Annotated in this window: 26 protein-coding genes; 16 read left to right on the top strand and 10 right to left on the bottom strand. The window is 71.5% G+C overall.

Annotated elements, in window-relative coordinates; translation table 11 throughout:
* Window positions 1–194 precede the first annotated feature (194 nt).
* The 8 genes from AB0J68_RS01295 to AB0J68_RS01260 all read left to right on the top strand — a co-directional run bounded on the left by AB0J68_RS01295 (window position 195) and on the right by AB0J68_RS01260 (window position 7210).
* Window positions 195–1238: an aromatic ring-hydroxylating dioxygenase subunit alpha gene (locus AB0J68_RS01295; RefSeq protein ID WP_363935343.1), complete on the top strand. Its 1044-nt coding sequence runs from the start codon at window positions 195–197 to the stop codon at window positions 1236–1238.
* Window positions 1235–1453: a hypothetical protein gene (locus tag AB0J68_RS01290; RefSeq protein WP_363935341.1), complete on the top strand. Its 219-nt coding sequence runs from the start codon at window positions 1235–1237 to the stop codon at window positions 1451–1453. The genes AB0J68_RS01295 and AB0J68_RS01290 overlap by 4 nt, the downstream gene beginning before the upstream one ends.
* Window positions 1450–2403: a PDR/VanB family oxidoreductase gene (locus tag AB0J68_RS01285; protein WP_363935339.1), complete on the top strand. Its 954-nt coding sequence runs from the start codon at window positions 1450–1452 to the stop codon at window positions 2401–2403. The genes AB0J68_RS01290 and AB0J68_RS01285 overlap by 4 nt, the downstream gene beginning before the upstream one ends.
* A gap of 30 nt (window positions 2404–2433) precedes the next feature.
* Window positions 2434–3195, top strand: a complete 762-nt coding sequence (locus tag AB0J68_RS01280) for an IclR family transcriptional regulator (protein WP_363935338.1) — start codon at window positions 2434–2436, stop codon at window positions 3193–3195.
* A 100-nt stretch (window positions 3196–3295) separates the two neighbouring features.
* Window positions 3296–4222 (top strand): SDR family NAD(P)-dependent oxidoreductase, encoded by a 927-nt coding sequence (locus tag AB0J68_RS01275; protein ID WP_363935336.1) that lies wholly within the window; start codon window positions 3296–3298, stop codon window positions 4220–4222.
* A 50-nt stretch (window positions 4223–4272) separates the two neighbouring features.
* Entirely contained in the window at window positions 4273–5154 is an 882-nt protein-coding gene (locus AB0J68_RS01270; RefSeq protein WP_354857551.1) for an amidohydrolase family protein, read from the top strand.
* Window positions 5155–5171: 17 nt separating this feature from the next.
* A complete protein-coding gene (locus AB0J68_RS01265) occupies window positions 5172–5624 on the top strand; it encodes a MaoC family dehydratase (RefSeq protein ID WP_363935334.1) in 453 nt (150 codons plus the stop codon).
* Window positions 5625–5680: 56 nt separating this feature from the next.
* Entirely contained in the window at window positions 5681–7210 is a 1530-nt protein-coding gene (locus tag AB0J68_RS01260) for a long-chain fatty acid--CoA ligase (protein ID WP_363935332.1), read from the top strand.
* Here the strand turns inward: AB0J68_RS01260 and AB0J68_RS01255 are convergent.
* The 7 genes from AB0J68_RS01255 to AB0J68_RS01225 form a co-directional block, all read right to left on the bottom strand.
* Complete coding sequence (locus tag AB0J68_RS01255) at window positions 7134–8018, bottom strand: PaaX family transcriptional regulator C-terminal domain-containing protein (protein ID WP_355066776.1); 885 nt, start codon at window positions 8016–8018, stop codon at window positions 7134–7136. The genes AB0J68_RS01260 and AB0J68_RS01255 overlap by 77 nt on opposite strands.
* A 39-nt stretch (window positions 8019–8057) precedes the next feature.
* Window positions 8058–8870 carry an ABC transporter ATP-binding protein gene (locus AB0J68_RS01250; protein ID WP_363935330.1) on the bottom strand — a complete coding sequence of 271 codons (813 nt, stop codon included), beginning with the start codon at window positions 8868–8870 and terminating at the stop codon, window positions 8058–8060.
* Window positions 8863–9687: an ABC transporter permease gene (locus AB0J68_RS01245; RefSeq protein ID WP_355139670.1), complete on the bottom strand. Its 825-nt coding sequence runs from the start codon at window positions 9685–9687 to the stop codon at window positions 8863–8865. Before AB0J68_RS01245 ends, AB0J68_RS01250 begins: the two co-directional genes overlap by 8 nt.
* Window positions 9684–10484, bottom strand: coding sequence for an ABC transporter permease (locus AB0J68_RS01240; protein WP_363935329.1), 801 nt, complete (start codon window positions 10482–10484; stop codon window positions 9684–9686). The genes AB0J68_RS01245 and AB0J68_RS01240 overlap by 4 nt, the downstream gene beginning before the upstream one ends.
* Before the next feature lie 72 nt (window positions 10485–10556).
* Window positions 10557–11519, bottom strand: a complete 963-nt coding sequence (locus AB0J68_RS01235; RefSeq protein ID WP_363935327.1) for an ABC transporter substrate-binding protein — start codon at window positions 11517–11519, stop codon at window positions 10557–10559.
* A 210-nt stretch (window positions 11520–11729) separates the two neighbouring features.
* The gene (pobA, locus tag AB0J68_RS01230; protein ID WP_363935325.1) at window positions 11730–12911 is read right to left on the bottom strand and encodes a 4-hydroxybenzoate 3-monooxygenase; all 1182 of its coding nucleotides are present in this window, start codon (window positions 12909–12911) and stop codon (window positions 11730–11732) included.
* Window positions 12912–12929: 18 nt separating this feature from the next.
* Window positions 12930–14390 (bottom strand): benzaldehyde dehydrogenase, encoded by a 1461-nt coding sequence (locus tag AB0J68_RS01225; protein WP_363935324.1) that lies wholly within the window; start codon window positions 14388–14390, stop codon window positions 12930–12932.
* Window positions 14391–14685: 295 nt separating this feature from the next.
* Here AB0J68_RS01225 and AB0J68_RS01220 point away from each other — a divergent pair, with 295 nt between their 5' ends.
* The 8 genes from AB0J68_RS01220 to AB0J68_RS01185 are packed head-to-tail and all read left to right on the top strand — an operon-like array spanning window position 14686 to window position 20904.
* On the top strand, window positions 14686–15504 hold the full coding sequence (locus AB0J68_RS01220) for a CoA transferase subunit A (RefSeq protein ID WP_354857529.1): 819 nt from the start codon (window positions 14686–14688) through the stop codon (window positions 15502–15504).
* 26 nt (window positions 15505–15530) lie between these two features.
* Complete coding sequence (locus tag AB0J68_RS01215) at window positions 15531–16301, top strand: CoA-transferase (protein WP_363935345.1); 771 nt, start codon at window positions 15531–15533, stop codon at window positions 16299–16301.
* Entirely contained in the window at window positions 16298–17047 is a 750-nt protein-coding gene (gene pcaH, locus AB0J68_RS01210) for a protocatechuate 3,4-dioxygenase subunit beta (RefSeq protein WP_354857525.1), read from the top strand. The genes AB0J68_RS01215 and pcaH overlap by 4 nt, the downstream gene beginning before the upstream one ends.
* Window positions 17040–17612 carry a protocatechuate 3,4-dioxygenase subunit alpha gene (gene pcaG / locus AB0J68_RS01205; protein WP_355066769.1) on the top strand — a complete coding sequence of 191 codons (573 nt, stop codon included), beginning with the start codon at window positions 17040–17042 and terminating at the stop codon, window positions 17610–17612. The genes pcaH and pcaG overlap by 8 nt, the downstream gene beginning before the upstream one ends.
* Window positions 17587–18927: a 3-carboxy-cis,cis-muconate cycloisomerase gene (gene pcaB, locus AB0J68_RS01200; protein WP_363935321.1), complete on the top strand. Its 1341-nt coding sequence runs from the start codon at window positions 17587–17589 to the stop codon at window positions 18925–18927. The genes pcaG and pcaB overlap by 26 nt, the downstream gene beginning before the upstream one ends.
* Window positions 18924–19703 carry a 3-oxoadipate enol-lactonase gene (pcaD, locus tag AB0J68_RS01195; RefSeq protein ID WP_363935320.1) on the top strand — a complete coding sequence of 260 codons (780 nt, stop codon included), beginning with the start codon at window positions 18924–18926 and terminating at the stop codon, window positions 19701–19703. The genes pcaB and pcaD overlap by 4 nt, the downstream gene beginning before the upstream one ends.
* On the top strand, window positions 19700–20080 hold the full coding sequence (pcaC, locus tag AB0J68_RS01190; protein WP_355139690.1) for a 4-carboxymuconolactone decarboxylase: 381 nt from the start codon (window positions 19700–19702) through the stop codon (window positions 20078–20080). The genes pcaD and pcaC overlap by 4 nt, the downstream gene beginning before the upstream one ends.
* Entirely contained in the window at window positions 20077–20904 is an 828-nt protein-coding gene (locus AB0J68_RS01185; RefSeq protein ID WP_363935318.1) for an IclR family transcriptional regulator C-terminal domain-containing protein, read from the top strand. The genes pcaC and AB0J68_RS01185 overlap by 4 nt, the downstream gene beginning before the upstream one ends.
* On the opposite strand, the gene AB0J68_RS01180 is transcribed toward AB0J68_RS01185, so the two are convergent.
* From AB0J68_RS01180 to AB0J68_RS01170, 3 genes are all read right to left on the bottom strand, one after another.
* Complete coding sequence (locus AB0J68_RS01180) at window positions 20891–21535, bottom strand: DUF2306 domain-containing protein (RefSeq protein ID WP_363935317.1); 645 nt, start codon at window positions 21533–21535, stop codon at window positions 20891–20893. The genes AB0J68_RS01185 and AB0J68_RS01180 overlap by 14 nt on opposite strands.
* A gap of 98 nt (window positions 21536–21633) precedes the next feature.
* Window positions 21634–22296 carry a response regulator transcription factor gene (locus AB0J68_RS01175; protein WP_354970927.1) on the bottom strand — a complete coding sequence of 221 codons (663 nt, stop codon included), beginning with the start codon at window positions 22294–22296 and terminating at the stop codon, window positions 21634–21636.
* Window positions 22293–23432 carry a sensor histidine kinase gene (locus AB0J68_RS01170; RefSeq protein ID WP_363935315.1) on the bottom strand — a complete coding sequence of 380 codons (1140 nt, stop codon included), beginning with the start codon at window positions 23430–23432 and terminating at the stop codon, window positions 22293–22295. The genes AB0J68_RS01175 and AB0J68_RS01170 overlap by 4 nt, the downstream gene beginning before the upstream one ends.
* Between the last annotated feature and the right edge of the window lie 2 nt (window positions 23433–23434).

Below are 23434 nucleotides of genomic sequence, written 5' to 3'. Positions count from 1 at the left end.
GCCCGAGGAGCAGCGCACCGCCATCGCCCTGTACTACCTGATGGGCATGCCGGTCTCCCGCGCCACCTCGGCGACCGGCATGCAGGTGCGAATGCCCCGGCCTTTCATCCAGTGAAAGCTCCGGTTCCCCAGCGGGGACACCGCACGGGACGATCCGGCTCCATCGACGTCCGTCGGCATGGAGGTCCGGTCGCATGGCATTCGCGCGTAACCAGTGGTACGTGGCCGCCTACGGCAGCGAGGTGGGGCGGAACCTGCTCGCCCGAACGGTGCTCGGTGAGCCGCTGGTGCTGTACCGCACCGGTGCCGGGCAGGCGGTGGCGCTCGCCGACCGGTGCGTACACCGACGCTTCCCGCTCTCCGAGAGCCGGCTCGACGGCGACACGATCGTCTGCGGCTACCACGGCTTCACCTACGATCCGACCGGCGCCTGCGTCTTCGTACCGGGTCAACAGCGCATCCCGCGCACCGCGCGGGTGGTCTCGTTCCCGGTGGTGGAACAGGACTCGCTCATCTGGGTCTGGATCGGCGACCTGGACCGGGCCGACCCGGCTGCGATTCCCCGCGCACCGTGGCTGGCCGACCCGCGCTACGCGGTGGTGCGGGGCATGGCGCCACTGAACGCGCGGTACGGCCTGCTGGTGGACAACCTCCTGGACCTGTCCCACGAGACCTATCTGCACGGCGGTTACATCGGCACCCCGGAGGTGGCGAACACCCCGATCACCACCGAGGTGGACGAGGACCGGGGGATCGTCTACGTCGGTCGGCACATGGACGACGCCGAGTGCCCGCCGTTCTACGCGCGCTCCACAGGCATCCAGGGCCGGATCACCCGGTGGCAGGACATCGAGTACCACCCGCCCTGCCTCTACCTGCTGCACAGCCGGATCGCGCCGCAGGGTGTCTACCCGCCCGCCGAGGGCGAGGACCGCGAAGCGTTCCACGCCGAGATCGTGTACGCCATCACCCCGTCGACGGAACACACCACCTATGACTTCTGGGCGGTGGCGCGCGACTTCGCGATCGACGACGAGTCGGTCAGCGAGTACCTCCACCACAGCAATCACACAGTCGTCATGCAGGACGTGACCGCGCTCAACATCCTGGAGCAGGTGATCGCCACCGAGCCGGACAGGTACCAGGAGCTGAGCATCAACATCGACACCGGTGGCCTGGCCGCCCGGCGGCTGCTGGCGCGGATGGTCGGGTCGGGGACGGTGGGAGCGGCGCGGTGAGGTCCCGGGAAGGCTCCCTCACCGGGGACCGGCTCTACCGGATCCACTGGGTGCCGGGCACCGACACTCTGCGCGGGACCTGCCACTGTGGGGCCGAGCGCCGCAGCGAGGAACCGGTCGAGTTGTGGGAGTGGCTGCTCGGCCACCCGCAGGGCCACCAGGGCGAGGCGGTGCCGGTGCCCGGACCGCCGAGGCGGCTGGCGATGCGCGAGTGACTGTGGACGTGCTGACCGGTGTCGAGCTGGTGGTCGTCGGCCGCGATCAGGTGGCGGCCGAGGTGGTGGCGATCGGCCTCTGTCGCGCCGACGGCGGTGACCTGCCCGAGTGGGCGCCGGGCGCGCACATCGACCTGGAGTTGGGCGCCGGGCTGGCCCGTCAGTACTCCCTCTGCGGTGACCCGGCGGAGCGGGCCGTCCTGCGGGTCGCGGTGCAGCGCGAACCGAACGGGCGCGGCGGCTCCCGGCTGGCGCACGAGCGGCTCACCGTCGGCGCGACCGTCCGGGTGAGCGGACCGCGCAACACCTTCCCGCTGGTCGCGGCGCGGCGCTATCTCTTCATTGCCGGCGGCATCGGCATCACCCCCATCGCACCGATGGTCGCCGCAGCCGACGCCGCGGGCGCCGACTGGCGGCTGGTGTACGGCGGACGCAGCCGGGCCACCATGGCCTTCGCCACCACCTTGCGGGAGAAGTACGGCGACCGGGTGAGCCTGCACCCGCAGGACGAGACCGGGCTGCTCGACCTGGCCGGGTTGCTGGGCCGGCCCGGCACCGGGCTCGTCTACTGCTGCGGCCCGGAACCACTGATCACCGCGGTCGAGGAGCACTGCCGCGGCTGGCCACCCGGCTGCCTGCACGTCGAGCGTTTCACCGCCCGGGGCGACACCGGCGCGCCGGAGACGACGATCGAGGTCGAACTCGCGCTCTCCGGGCGGACGGTGACAGTGCCGCCGGGCACGTCGATTCTGCAGGCGGTGGAGGAGGCCGGGGTGCAGGTCCTCTCGTCCTGTCGGGAGGGCACCTGCGGCACCTGCGAGACGCCGGTGCTCGCCGGTGTGCCGGAGCATCGCGACAGCCTGCTCACCGCGCAGGAGCGGGCCGCCGGGGACACCATGATGATCTGTGTCTCCCGGGCCCGTACGCCCCGACTCGTGCTGGAGCTGTGAGCGCCCGACGTGGGCGGGGATGATGACGGGGTGCGCGCAGAACCGGGACGGTCGGTGACGAGCAAGGTGCTGGCGTTGCTCGACGCGTTCAGCCCGGCCACCCCGGCGTTGACCCTGAGCGAGTTGGCGCGTCGCACCGGGATGCCACTGCCCACCGTGTACCGGCGGGCCGCGGAGCTGGTCGCGTGGGGGGCACTTGAACGCGGCGACGACGGGCGGTACCGGATCGGTCTGCGGCTGTGGGAGGTGGGCTCGCTCGCCCCGAGGGGCCTGGGGCTGCGGGAGCTGGCCCTGCCGGTGATGGAGGACCTGTACGAGGTGACCCACGAGAACGTCCAGCTCGCCGTCCGGCAGGATCTCGAACTCGTCTTCATCGAACGGATCGCCGGGCGACACGCGGTACCCGTGCTCACCCGGGTGGGGGGTCGCTTCGCGCTGCACGCGACAGGCGTCGGGCTGGTCCTGCTCGCCCACGCGCCCGCCGAGGTTCAGGAGCAGGTGCTGGCCGCGCCGCTGGAGCGGTACACCGATCTGACCATCACCGACCCGAAGCGGCTTCGTCGCTGCCTCGCCGAGGTGCGCCGGGCCCGGTACGCGGTCAGCGACCGTCAGGTCACGATGGACGCCCTCTCGGTGGCCGCGCCGATCCGCGTACCGGAGGGTGTGGTGGCGGCGATCTCGCTGGTGGTCGCCTACGACCGGGCGGACCCGGTGGCGTTGGCGCCACTGGTGCAGGCCGCCGGCCGGGTGGTCTCCCGGGCGCTGAGTAACTCGACCCGTCCGGCCGTCTGATGTAGACAGACTGCAAATCGTTGACGCCCGATCAAATTTTGCATTACGTTTCCGGTGCGCGTGTTACCCGGAGGTCCGGCATCGACGAAAGGGAGCACTCATGTCTCTGCACGGCAAAGTCGCCATCGTCACCGGGGCCGGGCGGGGTCTCGGCCTCGCCTACGCGCAGGAGTTGGCGCGGCGGGGCGCCGCGGTCGTGCTCAACGACGTCGACGCCGAGGCCACCGCCGACGCCGTGGCGACGATCGAGGCGTCCGGCGGTCGGGCCGTCGCGGTGGTCGCACCGGTCGGCCCGACCGAGACCGCGAAGGAACTCGTCAGCACGGCGGTGGAGCACTTCGGACGGCTGGACATCCTCGTCACCAACGCCGGCGTGCTGCGCGACAGCGTGCTGTGGAAGATGAGCGACGACGACTTCGACACCGTCATCAACGTGCACCTGCGCGGCACGTTCACCACAGTCCGTGAGGCGGTGCAGCACATGCGGCAGGCCGGTGAGGGCGGGCGGATCATCTGCGTCGGATCGCCCACCGGGCAGCGGGGCACCTTCGGCCAGACCAACTACGCGGCCGCCAAGGCGGGCATCGTCGGCATGGTCCGGACCTGGGCGCTGGAGCTGAAGCGGGCCGGCATCACCGCCAACACCGTCGTTCCGGTCGCCGCGACCGCGATGACCGCCACCGTTCCCTACTTCGCGGCGGCGGTGCGGGCCGAGGCGAACGGCGAGCCGATGCCCGCGTTCTTCCGACACGAGCTGGGATTCGGCACGGCCGAGGACGTGGCCGGGCTGGTCGCGTTCCTCGGCTCCGACGCGGCGGCCTCGGTGACCGGGCAGGTGATCGGTGTCGGCGGGGACCGCCTGCAGATCTGGACTCACCCGGAGGCGGCGCTGACCGCGCACCGCGAGGGTGGCTGGACGTACGACGCGCTGGTGGAGGCTTGGCCGACGAGGTTCGCCGGTGCCGCGCAGAGTGTCGGCGAACGCTTCCCGAAACTTCCCGAGGAGTTCGAGCCCGCGCCGTCCTGACCGGCCCGAGCAGACCTGCCCGCACCGACCCGCCCGACGGAGGTTGGCCCATGTACCAGCCCGCGATCGACCTCGATGACGTCACGGCGATCGACATGCACGTGCACATCGAGGTCGACGACCACGGTCACACCTCACTGCCCGAACCGCTCGTGGCAGCGGCGTCGGCGTACTTCAAGACCGACGGCCCACGGCCCGCTGTCGACGCGGTGGCGCGGTACTACCGCGAGCGGCACATGGCGGCTGTCGTCTTCACCGTGGACGCGCGTACCCAACTGAAGCACCAGCCACTGTCCAGCGTCGAGATCGCCCGCGCGGCGACCGAGCACGCCGACGTGCTCATCCCGTTCGGTTCGGTGGACCCGCGCACCGGGGGAGCGGCAGTCGAACTCGCCGACCGGTTGATCCGGGAGGAGGGCGTCCGCGGTTTCAAGTTCCACCCCACTGTGCAGGGCTTCGATCCCAGCCACGACGAGTACGCGCCGCTGTGGGGCCTGCTGGAGCGGGCCGGCGTCCCGGCGCTCTTCCACACCGGGCAGACCGGCATCGGCGCGGGTACGCCGGGCGGTTACGGCCTGCGCCTCGGCCGGTCGAACCCGATCCTGCTCGACCCGATCGCGGCCGACTTCCCCGACCTCCAGATCATCATGGCCCACCCGTCGGTGCCCTGGCAGGACGAGGCGTTGTCGGTGGCCACGCACAAGCACAACACCTGGATCGACCTGTCCGGCTGGAGCCCGAAGTACTTCCCGGCCGAGCTGGTGCGCTACGCGAATTCGCTGTTGAAGCGCCGGGTGCTCTTCGGCACCGACTACCCGATGCTCACCCCGGACCGGTGGCTTCGCGACGTGCAGTCGACCGATCTCAAGCCGGACGTGCTCCCGGGCATCCTGAAGGACAACGCGGCCCGACTGCTGGGCCTGGCCCGGTGACGACGAGAGGAAACGCCATGACGACGACCATCACCTACGAGCGGCTCGGCGACCTCGCCGGCACCGACCTCGGCCACACCGGGTACCGCACTGTCACCCAGGACCAGGTGGACCTGTTCGCGGACGCCACGGACGACCACCAGTGGATCCACGTCGACCCGGAGCGGGCGATGACCGGCCCGTTCGGCGCGCCGATCGCGCACGGCTTCCTCACCCTCTCCCTGGCGGTTCCCTTCTGGACCGAGCTGCTCGAGGTCAAGGGCGTGACCACGAAGGTGAACTACGGCCTCGACAAGGTGCGCTTCCCCGCGCCGGTCGTGGTCGGGGCTCGGGTGCGCATGCGGGCCACAGTCGTCGAGGTCGTCGAGGTCCGCGGCGGCTACCAGCTCGCCGTCGACCAGACGATCGAGATCGAGGGCGGGACCAAGCCGGCGGTCGTCGCGCGCGGGCTGTACCGCTTCTACGCCTGAGCCCGGGGGCATCCGTCGAGCCGGGCGAGCACACCACCTCCACCCCCAGGAGATTGATGATGCACCAGCACGGAATTGGCGCCTGGCTGGCCAAGCGCCGGCTCAAGTCCCCGGACCAGATCGCGATCATCCACGGCGACCGGTCGCCCATGACGTACCGCCAGTTCGCCGACGCCGTGGACCGGATCTCGGCGGTGCTGCGGGAGTGGGGCGTCGGCAAGGGTGACCCCGTCGCCTACCTGGGCGAGAACAGCCCCGAACTCCTCCAGGTGATGTTCGGGGCGGCGCAGGTCGGTGCCGTCTTCGTGCCGGTCAACACCCGGCTCGCCGCACCCGAGATCGCCCATGTCCTCGCCGACTGTGCCGCGCGGGTGCTGATCCACGACCCGGACTTCGCGGTGCCGGTGGCCTCCGCCGCGGCGACCGCCCGGACCCCGTACGTCATCGTCAACGGCGAGGGCACCGCGGACCGGCCGGGGTTGGACCACCTGGCCCGGGCCGTCGGCACCGCGTTCGGCGACCCTGCCGACACCGTCCACCAGGACCCGGCGGCGATCATCTACACCTCGGGCACGACCGGTCGGGCCAAGGGTGCGGTGCTGACCCACGGCAACCTCACCTGGGTGGCGCTCAACTGTGTGGTCGACTACGACGTCGTCTCCACCGACGTCGCCCTCATGATCTCGCCGCTGTTCCACGTCGCCTCGCTCGGGATGGGCGCCCTGCCCGTCATCCTCAAGGGCGCCACGATGGTCATCGCGAGGGGCTTCGAGCCGGGCCGCGCGCTCGCCCAGATCGAGCGGCACGGGGTCACCATGCTCAGCGGTGTGCCGACCACCTACCAGCTGCTGGCCGACCACCCCGCCTGGGCGTCGACCGACCTGTCGACGTTGACGAAGCTCACCTGCGGAGGGTCGGCGGTGCCGGCCCGCATCCTCAACGCGTACGAGGCGCGGGGCCTGTCGTTCTCCCAGGGTTACGGAATGACCGAGGCCGCGCCGGGCGCCACCGCGCTGCCGCCCACGATGACCCGCGTCAAGCAGGGCAGTGTCGGTCTGCCGCACTTCTTCACCGACGTGCGGATCACCGATGCGGCCGGTGCGGTGCTGCCCGCCGGCGCTGTCGGTGAGATCGAGGTGGCCGGTCCCAACGTCTTCCCCGGCTACCACGGGCTGCCGGAGGCGACCGCCGAGGCGTTCACTGCCGACGGGTGGTTCCGCTCCGGCGACCTCGGCCACCTGGACGCCGACGGTTACCTCTACATCTCCGGCCGCCTCAAGGACATGATCATTTCGGGGGGCGAGAACATCTACCCGCTCGAACTCGAGCAACTGCTCACCGAGGTCGACGGGGTGACCTCGGCTGCGGTCATCGGCGTACCGGACGAGCGTTGGGGGGAGGTGCCGTGGGCGATCGTGACCGTCCGGGACGGGGCGTCCGTGGACACCGCCACGGTACGGGCCCGCCTGGACGGCAGGATCGCGCGCTACAAGCTCCCGAAGAACGTCATCATCGTGGACGAGCTGCCGCGGACGGCGTCGGGGAAGGTGCGGAAGGCCGATCTGCGGACCCGATTCGGCGCCTAGTCGCGGGCCGGGCCGCGACGAGTTCGGCGAACTCCGCAGCGGACGCCTCGGCCAGCTTGTCGTGCACCCGGCGGTAGGTCCGCACCGATCTCGCGGCGGGCCATTCCGCGTCCATGAACTCGGCCGGCAGCCTCGGGTCGGCGCGCAGCAGCGCGAGCCAGTCCGCCACGAGCATGGTTCGTACGGTGAGGGCGCTCGGCGCCATCGCCAGCGACGGGTCGTCCCACACCTCGATGAAGGCGAGGTGCGCACGTCGGATCGCCTCGATGTCCCAGGCCGCGCGCACGCTCTCGCCGATCGGGAAGCCGGCGAGTTCACGGGCGTGGAAGGCGACCACCGTGTTGGGCGCGAGGTCCTGCCGCAGCCGCTCCAACGACCCGGCGAGGTCGACCTCGCCGGGCGCGAGCCAGAGCCCGTCCCGCAGCGGCGCGAAGCCCTCCCAGGTGAGGGTGGAACGCAGCCGGTGCCGCAGCATCCGCTGGCCCTCCGGGATCGAGAAGGTGACCAGGGTCCACCCGCTGCCCTGTGGGTCGAACGGCCGCGGGCCGCGAACGCGGTCCGTCGCCTCGCGCAACACCGCGGCCCCGTGCTCGGTCAGTGAGAACAGCGTCTCCCGGCCGCTCCGGCTGCGGGCGAGGATGCCGCTGTGCACGAGACGGTCGAGGGTCGCGCGGGTGGCCGGCGCGGCGACGTCCGCGCCTTCCAGCACGTTGATCAGAGCGCTGGCCCGGATGGGTCCGGTGGCGGCGTCGACGACGTGCTCGCCGAAGAAGGCGAGCAACAACTGCTTCGGCTGACGACTACCCACAGCCCTTCCCTTCGGCGAACTCGTTGGCCTGGCCGCCGATCACCGCGCGGACCGCGGGGCCACAGCCTGCCCGCGCTTGGCCCGCTGGATCTGCTCGTAGACGTGCGTCCGCAGTTCCGCGAAACGGGGCAGAGCGCGGGTCGTGATCTGATCGCGCTCCGGCGGCAGGTCGATCGCGAGGTCCTCCTGGACCCAGGTCGGCGACGTGGACAATACTAGAACCCGCTGACCGAGATACACCGACTCGTCGATGTCGTGGGTGACGAAGACAACCGAGATGGTGCGGCTGGCGTGCAGCTCACGCACCAGGTCCTCCAGGTCGGCCCGGGTCTGCGCGTCAACGGCCGCGAACGGCTCGTCCATGATCAGGACATCGGGCTGGTAGGCGATCGCCCGCGCGATCGCCACCCGCTGTTGCATCCCCCCGGAGAGCTGCCACGGGTGGCTTCGCGCGGCGTGCGCGAGGCCCACCGCCTCAAGAGCGTCGACGACCAGCTTGTTCCGGGCCGCGCGGGTGAGCTTCTTGTGCCGCAGTGGCAGCTCGACGTTTCCGCGCACCGTCAGCCAGGGGTAGAGGCTGCGACCGTACTCCTGGAAGACGACGGCCATGGCCGGGCTGGGCCCGGTCACCGGCGAGCCGTCCATCTCGACCACGCCGCTGGTGGGCCGCAGCAGGCCGGCGAGGCACTTCAGCAGGGTGGTCTTGCCACATCCGGACGGCCCGACGATGCAGACGAGCTCACCGGCGTCCATCGTGAAGCTGATGTCCCCGATCGCCTCGACGGTGCCCGTCGCCGACTCGTAGACCTTCCGCAGGTGCTCCACCCGCAGCAGGGTGCTCCGATCAGGCACGGTTGACCTCCCTGATTCCGTGGTACCAGCGCAGAACACGCCGTTCGACGAGACCGAAAGCTACGGCGAGGAAGACGCCGACGAGACCGAGGAGGAGGATGCCACTCCACATCTCGGCGATCAGGTAGTTGCGCTGGAAGTAGGCGATCCGGTAGCCGAGGCCGGAGGAGGAGGCGAACATCTCGGAGATGACCATCAGGATCAGCGCGACCGAGAGGGCCTGCCGAACCCCAGCCATGATCCGTGGGCTGGCGGCCGGGAGAACGAGGAACCAGAGCCGCTCCCACCAAGTGACCTGGAACGATTCCGCGGTCTCCGTCATGACGCTGTCCGTCCCCCGGACACCCTCGATCGTGTTCAGCAGGATCGGCCAGACCGCGCCGGAGGCGATCACGACCACCTTCATGGTGTCGGTGATCCCGAGCAGGAGCATCACCACCGGGATCAGCACCGGTGGCGGGATGGCCCGGAGGAACTCCAACAGCGGTTCGAGGAGTTCGCGCAACCAGCGGGTCAGCCCGATGACGGTGCCGGCGGCGATGCCGAGCACAATGGACGCGACGACACCGAGGCCGAGGCGGGCGAGGCTGGGCAGTACGTCCTCGACGAACGCCGGGCCGACCCAGGTCTCCCGGAAGGCTTCGGCGATCGTCAACGGGTCGGGGAAGAACCGACTCGTCGTCCTCGTCGCCACCAGACCCCAGAGCACCAGCAGCAGCGTCGGCAGCCCCAGCGGGTAGAGCAGACTCGTCGCGATCCGGGATCCGACCGTCCGGCTGCGTGCCGTGGTGGCGATCCGCCCGGTGTACGCGGTCACAACGGCTCCTCTCCTCGTACCGACTGGTGCCACGACAGCACCTGACGCTCGATGAACCGGAAGACGATGTTCACCATGAGTCCGAGCAGGCCGGTGACCACTACCAGCGCGTACAGGCCGGCGGCGTCTCCGGCGGACCGGGACAGCTCGATCATGCGCCCGAGGCCGGGGTTACCGATCACCATCTCCGCGGTGATGGCGAGGATGAGCGCCACCGCGGCGGCGAGGCGCAGGCCCGTCATGAGGTACGGCAGGGTGGTCGGCAGGACGAGGTGCGACAACTGCTCCCGCCGGGTCAGACCGAAACTGCGGGCGGTGTCGCGAGCCACCGCGTCGACGTCGGCGACGCCGTAGATCACCTGCACGAACACCTGCCAGAACGACGCGTAGATGATGATGACGAGGGCGGCCTGCCGCTGGATGCCGAACATCAGCACGGCGAGCGGGATGAGGGCGACCGACGGGATCGGTCGCAGGAACTCGACCATCGTGTGGGTCGCGCGCCGCAGGAACGGCACCAACCCGACGACCGTGCCGAGGACGAGGGCGGCGACCGTCGCCACCGTCAGGCCGATCGCCCAGGACGTCATGGTGCTGCCCAGCCGCCGCCAGAACGCGAGGTCGACGAGCTGCTCGAACAGCCGCGCCAGCACGTCCGTCACGTACGGCAGGTACAGCGGGTTGATCAGGCCCAGCATCGGGATCAGCTGCCAGACGACGAGGAACCCGGTCAGGCCGACGACGCCCAGCAGCGCCTTGCGTAACGCGCGCAGGCGTCGGGTGGGGAACACGCGCATGTCACTCCCGTCGTCAGGCGGGCGGCGAGGCCCTCCCCGGTCCGAGGGTCGGGGAGGGCGGGATCGCGCCGGCTACTGCTGCTGGATGAGACGGTCGAAGTTGGGTTGCTTGTCGAGAACCTTGTACTTCTGCGCGAGTTCGGCGAGCGTCTGCAGGCTCGACCGGTCGACCTCCCAACCGAAGGCCGGCAGCCGCACCGACTCGGCCACCGGCGGGGGCAGCTGCAGGTTGTCCTTGATGGCCTGCCGCAGCGCCGCTTCGTTGGCGGGGTCCTTGGCCCACTCCAGCGTCTTCTTCATCGCCGCGGTGAAATCCTCGACCAGCTTGGCGTCCTTCTCGGTGCGTTCCTTTGTGGTGATGGTGGTGAGCGTGGTCAGGCCGGGCACCACCGCCTGGTAGGGCGCGACGACGAAGGTGTCGCCGCGGGCCTTCAGCTGGGTGACGAAGGGCTCCGGCACCCAGGCGGCGTCGATGTTGCCGGATTCGAGCTGGGCCGGGGCGTCCGGGAAGGCGACCTCGACGAACTTGATCTTCGTCGGGTCGCCGCCGTCCTTCTCGACCGCCGCCATGATCGTCACGTCGCCGGCCGCGCCCAGGCTGTTGACCGAGACCCGCTTGCCAGCGAGGTCGGCCGGCCGCTTGATGCCGGACTTCGCGGAGGCGACCACGGCGTTGATGTCGTCGCCGTCGGCGTACGAGGAGGCGTAGTTGCCGATGATGACGACGCCGAGATCCCGCAGGTCGGCCCGGAACGGGCCGAAGGGCTGGCCGATCGCGAAGTCGATGTCGCCGTTCAGGAGCGCCGGAATGGCCTGCGCGCCGCCCTGGGCGGGCAGCACCTCGACCTGGAGCCCGCGCTCGGTGAAGATGCCCGCCTTGACGCCGCCCCAGAGCGCGGCGGTCTCGGTGATGGGCAGCGCCGCGACGCGGACCTTGCGCAGGCCCCCCGAGGTCTGGTCGGACGGGTTGGACGCGTCGGAGTCGGTACATCCGGTGAGGGCGATCGCGGTAGCGGCGATCAGCCCGAGAGCCATGACCTTCTTCATTGACGAGGCCCTTCCTGGGCGGGGGTGGTGGGTGCGTCGGAAGTCGGCGGATGCCTCGGATCTGCAGGTGAACTACCGCTGCGTGGGGGCGCACGCCGCTGTGTTGGCCATGGTCAGTCACCCCGGCATTGAAAGTCAATAATTTCTGACGCCCGTCATGAATAAGTTGAACAACGCTCTGCTGTGGAGGCGACGCGGTCAGACGTCCGGCAGGCCCACGTAGTTCTCGGACAGGCTCCTGGCGTACGCCTCGGAGGTGGCGACGTACCTCAGCGTGGCGGTCTGCAGCTTCGTCTCGTACGGGTCGTCGCGCTCCAGCCGGTGCAGCATCGAGGTCATCCACCAGGAGAAGTGCTGGGCCCGCCAGACCCGGCGTAGCGCTGTGGCCGAGTAGGCGTCCAGCAGATCGGTGCGGCCCTCGCCGTACCACGCGGCGAACGCGTCCCCGAGCAGCGCGACGTCGGCGAGGGCGAGGTTCATGCCCTTCGCGCCGGTGGGTGGGACGATGTGCACGGCGTCCCCGGCCAGGAACAACCGCTCCCAGCGCATCGGCTCGACCACGAAGCTGCGCATTGGAGTGATGGACTTCTCCAGGATCGGCCCCTCGTTGAGCGACCATCCCGGCACCGTCTCCAACCGGGCCCGCAGCTCCGTCCAGATCCGCTCGTCCGGCCACGCTGCGATGTCCTCGTCCGGCGCGACCTGTAGATACAGCCGGGAGATCTCGGGGGAGCGCATGCTGTAGAGGGCGAAACCCCGTTCGTGGTTGGCGTAGATGAGTTCGTCCACCGCCGGCGGCGCGGCGGCGAGGACGCCCAACCAGGCAAAGGGGTACGCCCGCTCATAGGTGGTCAGCACCCCCTCGGGCACCGCAGCGCGGCTCACCCCGTGGAACCCGTCGCAGCCGGCCACGAAATCGCAGTGCAGCTCCTCGTCCCGCCCGTCCCGTCGAAAGTGGACGACCGGCGAGTCCGAGTCGAGACCGTCCAGGCGTACCGCGTCGGCCTCGAAGAGGATCGAGCCACCGGCCGCGAGTCGGGCGGCGATCAGGTCCTTGACCACCTCCTGCTGCCCGTAGACGGTGATCGCCCGCCCGGTCAGATCCGCCATCGGCACCCGGTGTGACTCCCCGGCGAAGCGCAGCTCAATGCCCTCGTGGCGCAGCCCCTCCCGTCGCAGCCGTTCACCGACGCCGCTGCGGCAGAGCAGGTCGACCGAGCCCTGTTCGAGGACCCCTGCCCGGAGCCGGTGCTCGACGTGGTCGCGGCTGCGGCTCTCCAGCACCACGGACTCGATCCCGCGCAGGTGCAGCAGGTGCGACAGCATGAGCCCGGCCGGCCCGGCGCCGACGATGCCGACCTGGGTACGCATTCCCGGCATGCTCCTCTCCTCCCGCTGTCAGAACGGGTACCGCGGAATGGCGCCCTGCACGGTGAGCCACTGGGTCTCGGTGAACGCCTCGACGTTCGCCGCGGGCCCACCGAACCGGGATCCGGTGCCGGACGCCCCCACCCCACCGAACGGCGCCACCGCCTCGTCGCTCACTGTCTGATCGTTGATGTGCACGATCCCGCTGGGGATCCGGTCGGCGAGGGCCATCGCCCTCATCACGTCACGGCTGAGGATCCCCAGCGACAGGCCGTACTCGGTCTGCCGGGCCAACTGCACGGCCTCGTCCTGGTCGGCGAAGGTGATCACCGGCGCAACCGGGCCGAAGACCTCCTGGGCGTACGCCGGGGTCGCGGGGGTGACGTCGGTGAGCACCGTCGGCCGATAGAACAGCCCCTCGTACGTGCCCCCGGCCGCCAGTCGGGCGCCCGCGTCGACGCTCGCCGTGACCAGCGCGTGGACCTTGTCGCGCTGACGCTCGTCGATGATCGGCCCGAGCGCCACCTGCTCCTTCGCCGGGTCGCCGACCGGCAGGTGGTTCGCCTTCTCCGCCAGACGCTCGACGTACCGCTCGGACAGACTCTCGTGCACCAGGTGCCGGCCGGTGGTCATGCAGATCTGGCCCTGGTGCAGGAACGACCCCCAGGCGCCGGCGGAGACCGCGAGGTCCAGATCGGCGTCGTCGAGCACGATCAGCGCCGAGTTGCCGCCGAGTTCGAGATGTGCGCGTTTGAGGTGGCGTGCCGCCGCCTCGCCGACCTTGCGGCCGGCGGCGGTCGACCCGGTGAAGCTGATCACCCGTACGTTTGGGTCGGCCACCAGCGCCTCCCCGACCTCGACCCCGCCGGGAAGGACGTGCAGCAGCCCGTCGGGCAGGCCGGCCTCCTCGAAGACCCGGGCGATCGAGACACCGCCGCAGACCGCGGTGCGCGGATCGGGCTTGAGCACCACGGCGTTGCCCAGGGCCAGCGCCGGGGCGACGGAACGGGTGGCCAGGATGAGCGGGAAGTTGAACGGGGCGATGACCCCGACGACGCCGACGGGCAACCGGCGAGCCAGGCTGAGCCGCGGTTGCGCGCTCGGGATGATCTCGCCGAGCGGGTGCGAGGCCAGCGCCGCCGCCTCGTAGCACTCCTGCGCCGCGGTGTCGGTCTCGACGCCGGCCTTGGGTGGGATGGACCCGGACTCCCGCACGATCCAGTCGCCGATCTCGGCGGCGTGCCGCTCGAACAGCTGCCCGGCCCGGCGCAGCACAGCGGCCCGTTCGGCGTAGCCGGTGGCGGCCCAGGCGCGCTGGGCGGCGGCGGCGCGAGCGCAGGCGCGCGTCACGTCCTCGGCGTTCGCCAGGCCGACCTGGCCGATCTCCTCGCCGGTGGCGGGGGATCGCACGGGTGCCGTGCCGCCGGCCGGTTCCACCCAGCCGTCGCTGTGCAGGGTGCCCTGCCAGGTCGTGACGTCCAGCAGTGTCATGGCGGTCCTCCTCGGAGCGTGGGGCCGGTGGGCTGGGCCCGGGGTGACCGGGCGGACTTCCGCTCACGAAGGGCCCGGGGTGTTCGCTTACCGAACGGCCGTTCTCTCCATGAACGTTGGCACGTGGTCCGGCTCGCGTCAACGCATCGCCGGGCGTGATTGCCGGGCACTGTGGACGGCGGTCCCGCCTGTCGTTGACGGATGTCGTTCCCCGTCGTACGTTCGAGATGAGTACGGCAGTCCGCATAGCGAACGGCTGGCGGCAGCACGGTTCGGGCAGGAGGCGGGGAGGCCCATGGCGAAGCTCGTCTCGCTGACCGACGGCGTGGCGCACCTGGTTCGCGACGGCGACGTGGTGGCCCTGGAAGGGTTCACGCACCTCATTCCGTTCGCCGCCGGCCACGAGATCATCCGCCAGGGACGGCAGGATCTGACCCTCGTGCGGATGACCCCCGACGTCATCTACGACCAGCTCATCGGGGCGGGCTGCGCCCGTCGCCTGGTCTTCTCCTGGGGTGGCAACCCGGGCGTCGGGTCGCTGCACCGCTTCCGGGACGCCGTGCAGCACGCCTGGCCACGCCCACTCGACCTGGAGGAGCACAGTCACGCGGGCATGGCCAACCGGTACGTCGCCGGGGCGTCCGGGCTGCCGTTCGCCGTCCTGCGCGGCTACACCGGCACCGACCTGCCTCAGCACACCACCAACATCCGGCCCATCACCTGCCCGTTCACCGGCGAGACGCTGACCGCCGTCCCCGCCCTGCGTCCGGACGTGACTGTGGTGCACGCCCAGCGCGCCGACCGCAACGGCAACGTGCAGATGTGGGGCATCACCGGCGTGCAGAAGGAGGCGGTGCTCGCCGCCCACCGGTCACTGGTCACCGTCGAGGAGATCGTGGACGAGTTGGAACCCGTACCCGGGCAGGTGATCCTGCCCGGCTGGGCGGTCACCGCGGTGGCCGAGGTGCCCGGAGGCGCGCACCCCTCCTACGCCCACGGCTACTCGGTGCGGGACAACGACTTCTACCGGGACTGGGACGCCGTCAGCCGGCACCGCGACACCTTCCGGGCCTGGCTGGACGAGCACGTGCACAAGGCAGGTGCGGCGGCATGAGTCAGCGCAGCGAGCGGGGGGACGCGATGGCGGACTGGACCGCGGACGAGATGATGACCGTCGCCGCCGCACGGCAACTACGCGACGGCGCCGCCTGCTTCGTCGGGATCGGGCTGCCCAGCACCGCGGCGAACCTCGCCCGGGCGACCCACGCCCCGAACCTGGTGCTCATCTACGAATCCGGGTGCCTCGGCGCGAAGCCGGACCGGCTTCCGCTCTCCATCGGAGACGGGATCCTCGCCGACACCGCTGACGCGGTCGTCTCGGTGCCCGAGGTGTTCAACTACTGGCTCCAGCCCGGCCGGATCGACGTGGGCTTCCTCGGCGCCGCGCAGCTCGACCGCTACGGCAACATCAACACCACTGTCGTCGGCGGCGACTACGACGCCCCGACGGTCCGGCTACCCGGCGCCGGTGGCGCCCCGGAGATCGCCGCCTCCTGCGGCGAGGTCGTGGTGATCGTCCGACAGGACCTCCGGACGTTCACCGAACGGGTCGACTTCGTCACCTCGGTCGGGTACGGGACGGGCCCGGGCGACCGGGAGCGACTCGGTCTGCGGGGCGGAGGCCCCCGAGTGGTGATCACCGACCTCGGCGTCCTCGCACCCGACCCGGTCACCTGCGAACTCACACTGACCCACCTGCACCCCGGCGTGACCCGGGAGCAGGCGCGGGCGGCCACCGGCTGGGACCTCGCCGTCGCCGAGGGACTGGCCACCGGTGCGCCGCCGACGGCACGCGAACTCGCGGTGCTGCGGGCGCTGGAGGCGACGAAGTCCGACGGGAGACGACAATGACCACTCAGGACACCGAGGCAGACAGTGGTCTGGTGCTACCGCGGTACCGGCGCGACGATGTCGACGCCCACCCACCCCTGCTCAGCCCCGGCTACAAGTCGACAGTGGCGCGGGCGCCGAGACACCCACTGGTCTACCTGCCGCAGCGGCTGACCGAGATCACCGGGCCGTTGCTGGGGGAGGGGCGGCTCGGTGCGCTCGACCACGACCTGACCCGCCAGCACGACGGCGAGCCGCAGGGACAGCGGATCATCGTGCACGGGCGGGTCCGCGACGGTGACGGCCGACCGGTACCCCACACGCTTGTCGAGATCTGGCAGGCCAACGCCGCCGGTCGGTACCGCGACGCACGGGACACCTGGCCGGCGCCACTCGACCCCCACTTCGAGGGGGTGGGCCGGGCGCTCACCGACGACCAGGGGCGCTACCGGTTCATCACCGTGCAACCCGGCGCCTACCCCTGGCGTAACCACGACAACGCCTGGCGGCCGGCGCACATCCACTTCTCCCTCTTCGGTCGCGCGTTCACCCAGCGGCTGGTGACGCAGATGTACTTCCCGGGCGACCCGCTCTTCTTCCAGGACCCGATCTTCAACTCGGTCCGCGACCCGAAGGCCCGGGAACGGATGATCGCCCGGTACGACCACGCCAGCACCGCACCGGAGTGGGCGCTGGCGTACGAATTCGACATCGTGCTGCGCGGCCGGGAGAGCACTCCTTTCGAGGACGAGGATGACGATGAGTGAGCAGTTGGGCGTCATGCCCGCGCAGACCGTCGGGCCGTACCTGCACATCGGTCTGCACTGGCCCGACGGCCCGTACGTGGTGCCCGAGGGCACGCCGGGCGCGTTCTGGATCAGCGGTCGGATCGTCGACGGCACCGGGACGCCTGTGGTCGACGCGATGGTGGAGAGCTGGCAGGCCGACCCGGAGGGCCGGTTCGACCATCCGGACGACCCTCGGGGAGCCCGGCCGTCCGCGCTCGCGGGTTTTCGCGGATTCGGGCGGAGCGAGACCGACGGGCTGGGGTGGTACCGGCTGCTGACCGTCAAGCCGGGTGCGCTGCCCGAGCCGGACGGCGGCACCGAAGCACCCCACCTGACCCTGTCGGTCTTCGGGCGTGGGCTGCTGCACCGCCTCGTCACCCGGCTCTACTTCCCCGACGAGTCGACGGCGAACGCCGCCGACCCCGTGCTGCGCAGCGTCGACGCCGACCGCCGTGACACCCTGCTGGCCAGTCCCGCCCCGGACGGGTTCCGGTTCGACATCCACCTTCAGGGCGACCGTGAGACCGTCTTCTTCGCTCTCTGACGGTCTGCTCGGCGGCCTCTCCGGCGCCCCGGACGTCGACGCGGAACTCAGCGACCCGGCAGTGCTCCAGGCGATGCTCGACGTGGAGGCCGCGCTCGCCCGGGCCGCAGCGGACGCCGGCATCGTGCCCGTACCGGCGGCCGAGGCGATCGCCGAGCAGTGCCGCGCCGAGCGGTACGACCCGGCGGCGCTCGGCCGGGCCGCCGACGCCACCGGCAACCCGGTCGTCCCGCTCGTGGGCGAGCTGACCGCGGCCGTGCCGGAGCACGCCCGGGCCTGGGTGCATTCCGGAGCGACCAGCCAGGATGTGCTGGACACCGCGCTGGTCCTGGTGGCGGTGCGGGCGCTCGGGCCGCTGCTGGCTCAGCTCGACGTGGCAGTGGACGCCGCCGCCCGGCTGGCCGACGCGCACCGGGACACCGTGATGGTCGCCCGGACACTCGGGCAGCAGGCGGCACCCAGCACGTTCGGACTCAAGGCCGCGGGCTGGTTGACCGGTCTGGTCCAGGCGCGGGACCGACTGCGTCAGGCCCGCGCCGCACAGCCCGCGCAACTCGGTGGCGCGGTCGGCACCCTGGCCGCGTTCGGCCCGGCCGGTGCCGAGGTCACCGAGCGGTTCGCGGCGCACCTGGGCCTCCCGCCGAGCCCGCTGCCCTGGCACACCCGCCGTCAACCCTGGCTCGATCTGGCCGCCGCCCTCGGTGGGCTCCTGGTGGCCGCCGGCAAGATCGCGCTCGACGTCGGGTTGCTCGCCCAGAACGAGGTGGGTGAGGTCGCCGAGGGCGGCACCGGACGAGGTGGCTCCTCGGCCATGCCGCACAAGCGCAACCCGGTGGACTCGATCCTCGTCACGGCCGCGGCGCGACGCGGTCCGGGTCTCGTCGCCACCCTGTTCGCCACGGCGGTGCAGGAGCACGAGCGGGCCGCGGGCGGCTGGCACGCCGAGTGGGAGCCGCTGCTCGATCTGCTGCACGTGACCGGTGGCGCCACCGCCCGGTGCGCCCGGATGCTGACCGGGCTCCAGGTCCGCCCGGAGCGGATGCGGGAGAACCTCGACGCGACCGACGGCCTCCTGCTCGCCGAGGCGGTTGCAGCGCGCCTGGCACCCGCAGTCGGCCGCCGCGTCGCCCACGACCTGGTGACCCGCGCCGCCGCCGAACCCTCGTTCCGCGCCGCGCTGCTCGCCGACCCCGAGGTCCGCGCCCACCTGTCCGACACGGAGCTGGCCGAGGCGCTCGACCCGTACCGCTGGCTCGGCTCGGCCGGCCGGTTCGTCGACAGTGCCCTGGCCGCCGTCCGGGGAGCGGGCGGATGACCACCCGGTTGCACCTCACCGTCGACGGCCCGGCCGCCGCGCCGGTGCTGCTGCTGGGCAGCTCCCTCGGCACCGCCGCCGCCATGTGGGAACCGCAGGTGCCGGCGCTCGCCCAACGGTTCCGGGTCATCCGGTACGACCACCTGGGCCACGGCCGCTCGGCGGTGCCGCCCGGACCGTACACGCTGGACCTGCTGGGCCGGGAACTGCTGCGGACGCTTGACGACCTCGACGTGCCGTGGGTCCACTACGCGGGGTTGTCCCTCGGAGGCATGGTGGGCATGTGGCTCGCCACGTACGCGCCCGATCGGGTGCGGCGGCTGGCGCTGCTCTGCACGTCGGCGTCGCTCGGCCCACCCGAGCAGTGGCGGGAACGAGCCGCGACGGTACGGGTCGGCGGTCTGCCGGCGATCGCCGACGCGGTGGTGGCCCGCTGGTTCACCCCGACCTTCGCCGCCGCCCGGCCGGAGGTGGTCGCCACCCATCGCGCCCTGCTGACCGCGACGTCGCCGGCCGGATACGCCGCCTGCTGCGAGGCGATAGCCGCGATGGATCTCCGACCCGACCTCGGCCGGGTCGCCGCGCCGACGCTTGTCATCGCCGGAGCGGACGACCCGGCCACCCCGGTGGAGCACGCCCGCGAGATCGTCGGTCGCATCCCGGGGGCCCGGCTGGCCGTGGTCGACGCGGCGGCGCACCTGGCCAACGTCGAGCAACCCGAGCAGGTGTGCCGACTCCTGTTGGAACACTTCCACGAGGGACGTGGTGACGGATGAACGACCGCGAGCGGCACGAGGCCGGCATGACGGTACGTCGACAGGTGCTGGGTGACGCGCACGTGGACCGGGCGATCGCCGGCACTGACGAGTTCACCGCCGACTTCCAGGACTTCATCACCCGCTACGCCTGGGGGGAGGTGTGGAGCCGGCCGGGCCTCGACCGGCGGACCCGTAGCTGCGTCACCCTCGCCGTGCTCGCCACCCTGCACCACGACGAGGAGCTGGCGATGCATGTCCGGGCCGCGCTGCGCAACGGGCTCAGCCCCGAGGAGGTGGCGGAGGTCCTGCTCCAGGTCGGCGTCTACGCTGGTGTACCGGCGGCGAACCGGGCGTTCAAGGTGGCCCGGGAGACCCTGCGGCAGGAGGCCGGGTGAGCGTGAGCGAGGAGGCGACGAGGTCGCCGGAGTTCGTTCAGTCGCTGGAGCGCGGCCTCGCGGTGATCCGGGCGTTCGACGGCGAACATCCGCAGCTCACGCTCAGCGAGGTGGCCAGACGGACCGGGCTGACCCGGGCCGCGGCACGCCGGTTCCTGCTCACCCTGGTCGAGCTGGGCTACGTGCACACCGACGGCCGGCTCTTCTCGCTGCGGGCCCGGATCCTCGAACTCGGCTACGCGTACCTGTCCAGCCTCAGCCTGCCCGAGGTCGCGCAACGGCACATGGAGGCGCTGGTCGCGCAGGTGCGTGAGTCCTGCTCGGTGTCGGTGCTCGACGGCGACGAGGTGGTCTACGTCGCCCGCGTGCCCACCAAGCGGATCATGACGGTGGGGATCAGCGTCGGCACCCGGTTCCCCGCGTACGCCACCTCGATGGGCCGGGTGCTGATCGCCGCGCAACCGGTCGAGTGGCTGGACGACTACCTCGCCGCCGCGCAGCTGCGGCCGCTGACCCGGCGCACCGTCACCGACCCGGTCAAGCTGCGCGCCGTCCTGACGAAGATCGCCGCCCAGGGGTACGCCATCGTGGACCAGGAGTTGGAGGAGGGGCTGCGTTCGGTGGCCGCGCCGATCCACGGCGAGAACGGGTCGGTGATCGCCGCGGTGAACGTCTCCGCGCACGCCAGCCGGGGGTCCTTCGAGATGATCCGTCGAGAGCTGCTCCCGCCGCTGCTGGCCGCCGCGAAGCGGATCGAGGAGGACATCCGGGGCGGCCTGAGCCGGACACCGACGGCCGACGCGCGCGGGCTCAGCTCAGCTTGAGGGCCGGCGCGGTGACGACCCGGGCCGGACGGCGCAGGTACCACTCGGCCACCGCAAGGTTGATCACCCAACCGGCGACCACCAGGCCGGCCCGCAGGTTCCCGTCGGGCTGTTCGCCGGTCGCGAGCAGGTACGGCGCGTGGGTGAACGCCTGGGTGCCGGCACCGAGGCCGATCGCGTAGCCACGCACCATCCACCTGCGGTGCCGGGCGATGTCCCGGCGGAGCACGGCGGCGAGACCGACCAGGATCGAGCTCGCCATGGCCGAGCCGAATATGAGCCGCATACCGGCGAGCACGTCGTTGTCATGGGCCGGCAGATCGTACGCGACGGCCATCCACAGCCCGGTGAACGCGACAGTCAGCCCACAGGGGACGAGCACCCGTCCGGCCCGGCGGTGCCAGCCGTGCCGGCGCAGACGGGGTACGAACTGGAACGCGCCGAGGATCGTGTACACCACTGCGCCGACGATGTGCAGCACCACCGGCAGCGGATCGGCGACGAAGCGCGCGTTCGCCGGGGTGACCTCCGGTCCGCTGCCCAGCTCGGTGAGCCGCCCCGCGCCGGCGAGCATCGGTATCAGGCCCAGCAGGATCAACGCGACCGGTAGCCGCCACTCGCGCATCGTCATGCCGTCGATGGTGGACGCCGCACCCGCCCCCGCTCATCGGCAGATGGGCCGCGACCAGGTCGGCCCATGGTCGGACGCCGTCGTCGTACTTCCGCCGGTCAGAAGCGCCTCCGGCCGCGGTTGGTCTCGTACGCCCACATCGCCACCTCGACCCGGTTACGCACACCCAGCTTGGTCATCAGGCTGGTGACGTGCGACTTGACGGTGCTCAACGTGATGTACAGCTCGTCGGCGATCTCCTGGTTGGTGCGTCCCCGCGCGACGGCGACCAGGACCTGTTCCTCCCGGTCGGTGAGCGCCTCGATGGGCTGCTGGCGCGGCGCGGCCGGATCCGCGTCGGCGAACGCCTTCAGCAGCCGCGTGGTGACGCTCGGCGCGATCAGCGCATCCCCGTTGGCGGCGGCGTGCACGGCCTGGCTGAGCAGGTCGGGACCTGCCTCCTTGAGCAGGAAGCCGCGGGCGCCGGCCCGCAGCGCCGCGTACACGTACTCGTCGAGGTCGAAGGTCGTGATGACGACCACCGCGAGCGGCTCTGGGACCGTCGGCCCGGCGAGCGCCCGGGTCGCCTCGATGCCGTCCATGCCCGGCATCCGGATGTCGAACAGACACACGTCGGGGCGGAGCCGACGGGCGAGCTCGACGGCCTGCCGGCCGTCGCCGGCCCCACCGACGACCTCGATGCCGGGTTGGGTGTTCAGGATGATGGTGAGGCCGGTGCGGACGATCTCCTGGTCGTCCGCCACCAGCACGCGAACCGTCACGCGCCGACCCCCTCGCGCGGAAGCACGGCCGTGACGGTCCACCCACGGTCGGGGTTGGGGCCGGCCTCGCAGGTGCCGCCGAGCAGGTCGGCGCGCTCCATCATGCCCACCAGGCCGAAGCCGGGCGAGCCGGTCGGGCGGGCGGCACCGGCCTCGCCGTCGTCGCTGACCCGCAGCCGCACTGACGTGTCGTCGGCCGCGACGCTGACCTCGATGCGGGTGGCGTGGCGCGCGTGGCGACGGGCGTTGGTGACCGACTCCTGGGCCAGCCGGTACAGCGCGGAGCCGACCGTGGGTGGCAGGTCGCCGAGGTCGCCGCGCAGATCCACGTCGACGGTCGGCCCGGTGCGGAACTGGCCGGCGAGCCGTTCGATGTCGGCGACCTGCGGGTTGGGCCCCAGGTCGGCGGGCTGATCGCGGCGCAGGACGCGGACCATGGCGCGCATCTCGGCAAGCGCACGGGACGCCTCGGCCTCGATGGTGTGCAGCGCCTCGACTGCGGCACCCGGCTGGCTCGCCGAGGCGGCGATGCCGGCCTGGGCGCGGATCGCCATCGCGGACACGTGGTGGGCCACCGTGTCGTGCAGGTCCCGGGCGAGCCGTTCCCGCTCCAACAGCTTCACCTGATCGAGCTCGCGCAGTCGGGCGGCGGCGCGGAAGCGGATCGCGGCACCCAGCGTGGCGGCGGCGAACATCACCGCGAAGCCGGCGACCAGTTCGCCGCCGTCGATCGAGCCGACCAGGCCGGCGGCGATCACCTTGGCCACCACGAAGAACGCACCGAGCACGGCGTCCCGGCCGGAGCCCCAGCGGAACAGCGCGTAGGTCAGCAGGACCAGGAAGCTCGCCGTGAACAGCTGGCAGGGATCACCGGGCAGCACGTACGGGGCGACCGTCGTGCAGCCGAACGCGATCACCACCATCGGCAGCGGCCTGGTCCGCCGCCACAGGATCGTGGGCAGCAGCGCGAGCGCGACGACGACGCAGCCCACCCGCCACGGCAGATCGGGCCGGAGGATTCCTTCCACCACGATCGCCGGAGCGAGGACCACGATCAACGCCCAGTCGCGCCAGACCCGGGTCGGGGTGGGGGAGACACGCGGCTCGGCCAACACCGCGTGCAGGCGAGAGTGCATGG

Source organism: Micromonospora sp. NPDC049580, assembly GCF_040675595.1.
GTDB lineage: Bacteria > Actinomycetota > Actinomycetes > Mycobacteriales > Micromonosporaceae > Micromonospora.
Note: the sequence above shows the minus strand (reverse complement) of the source record. Positions and strands in the feature narration are given on the sequence as shown.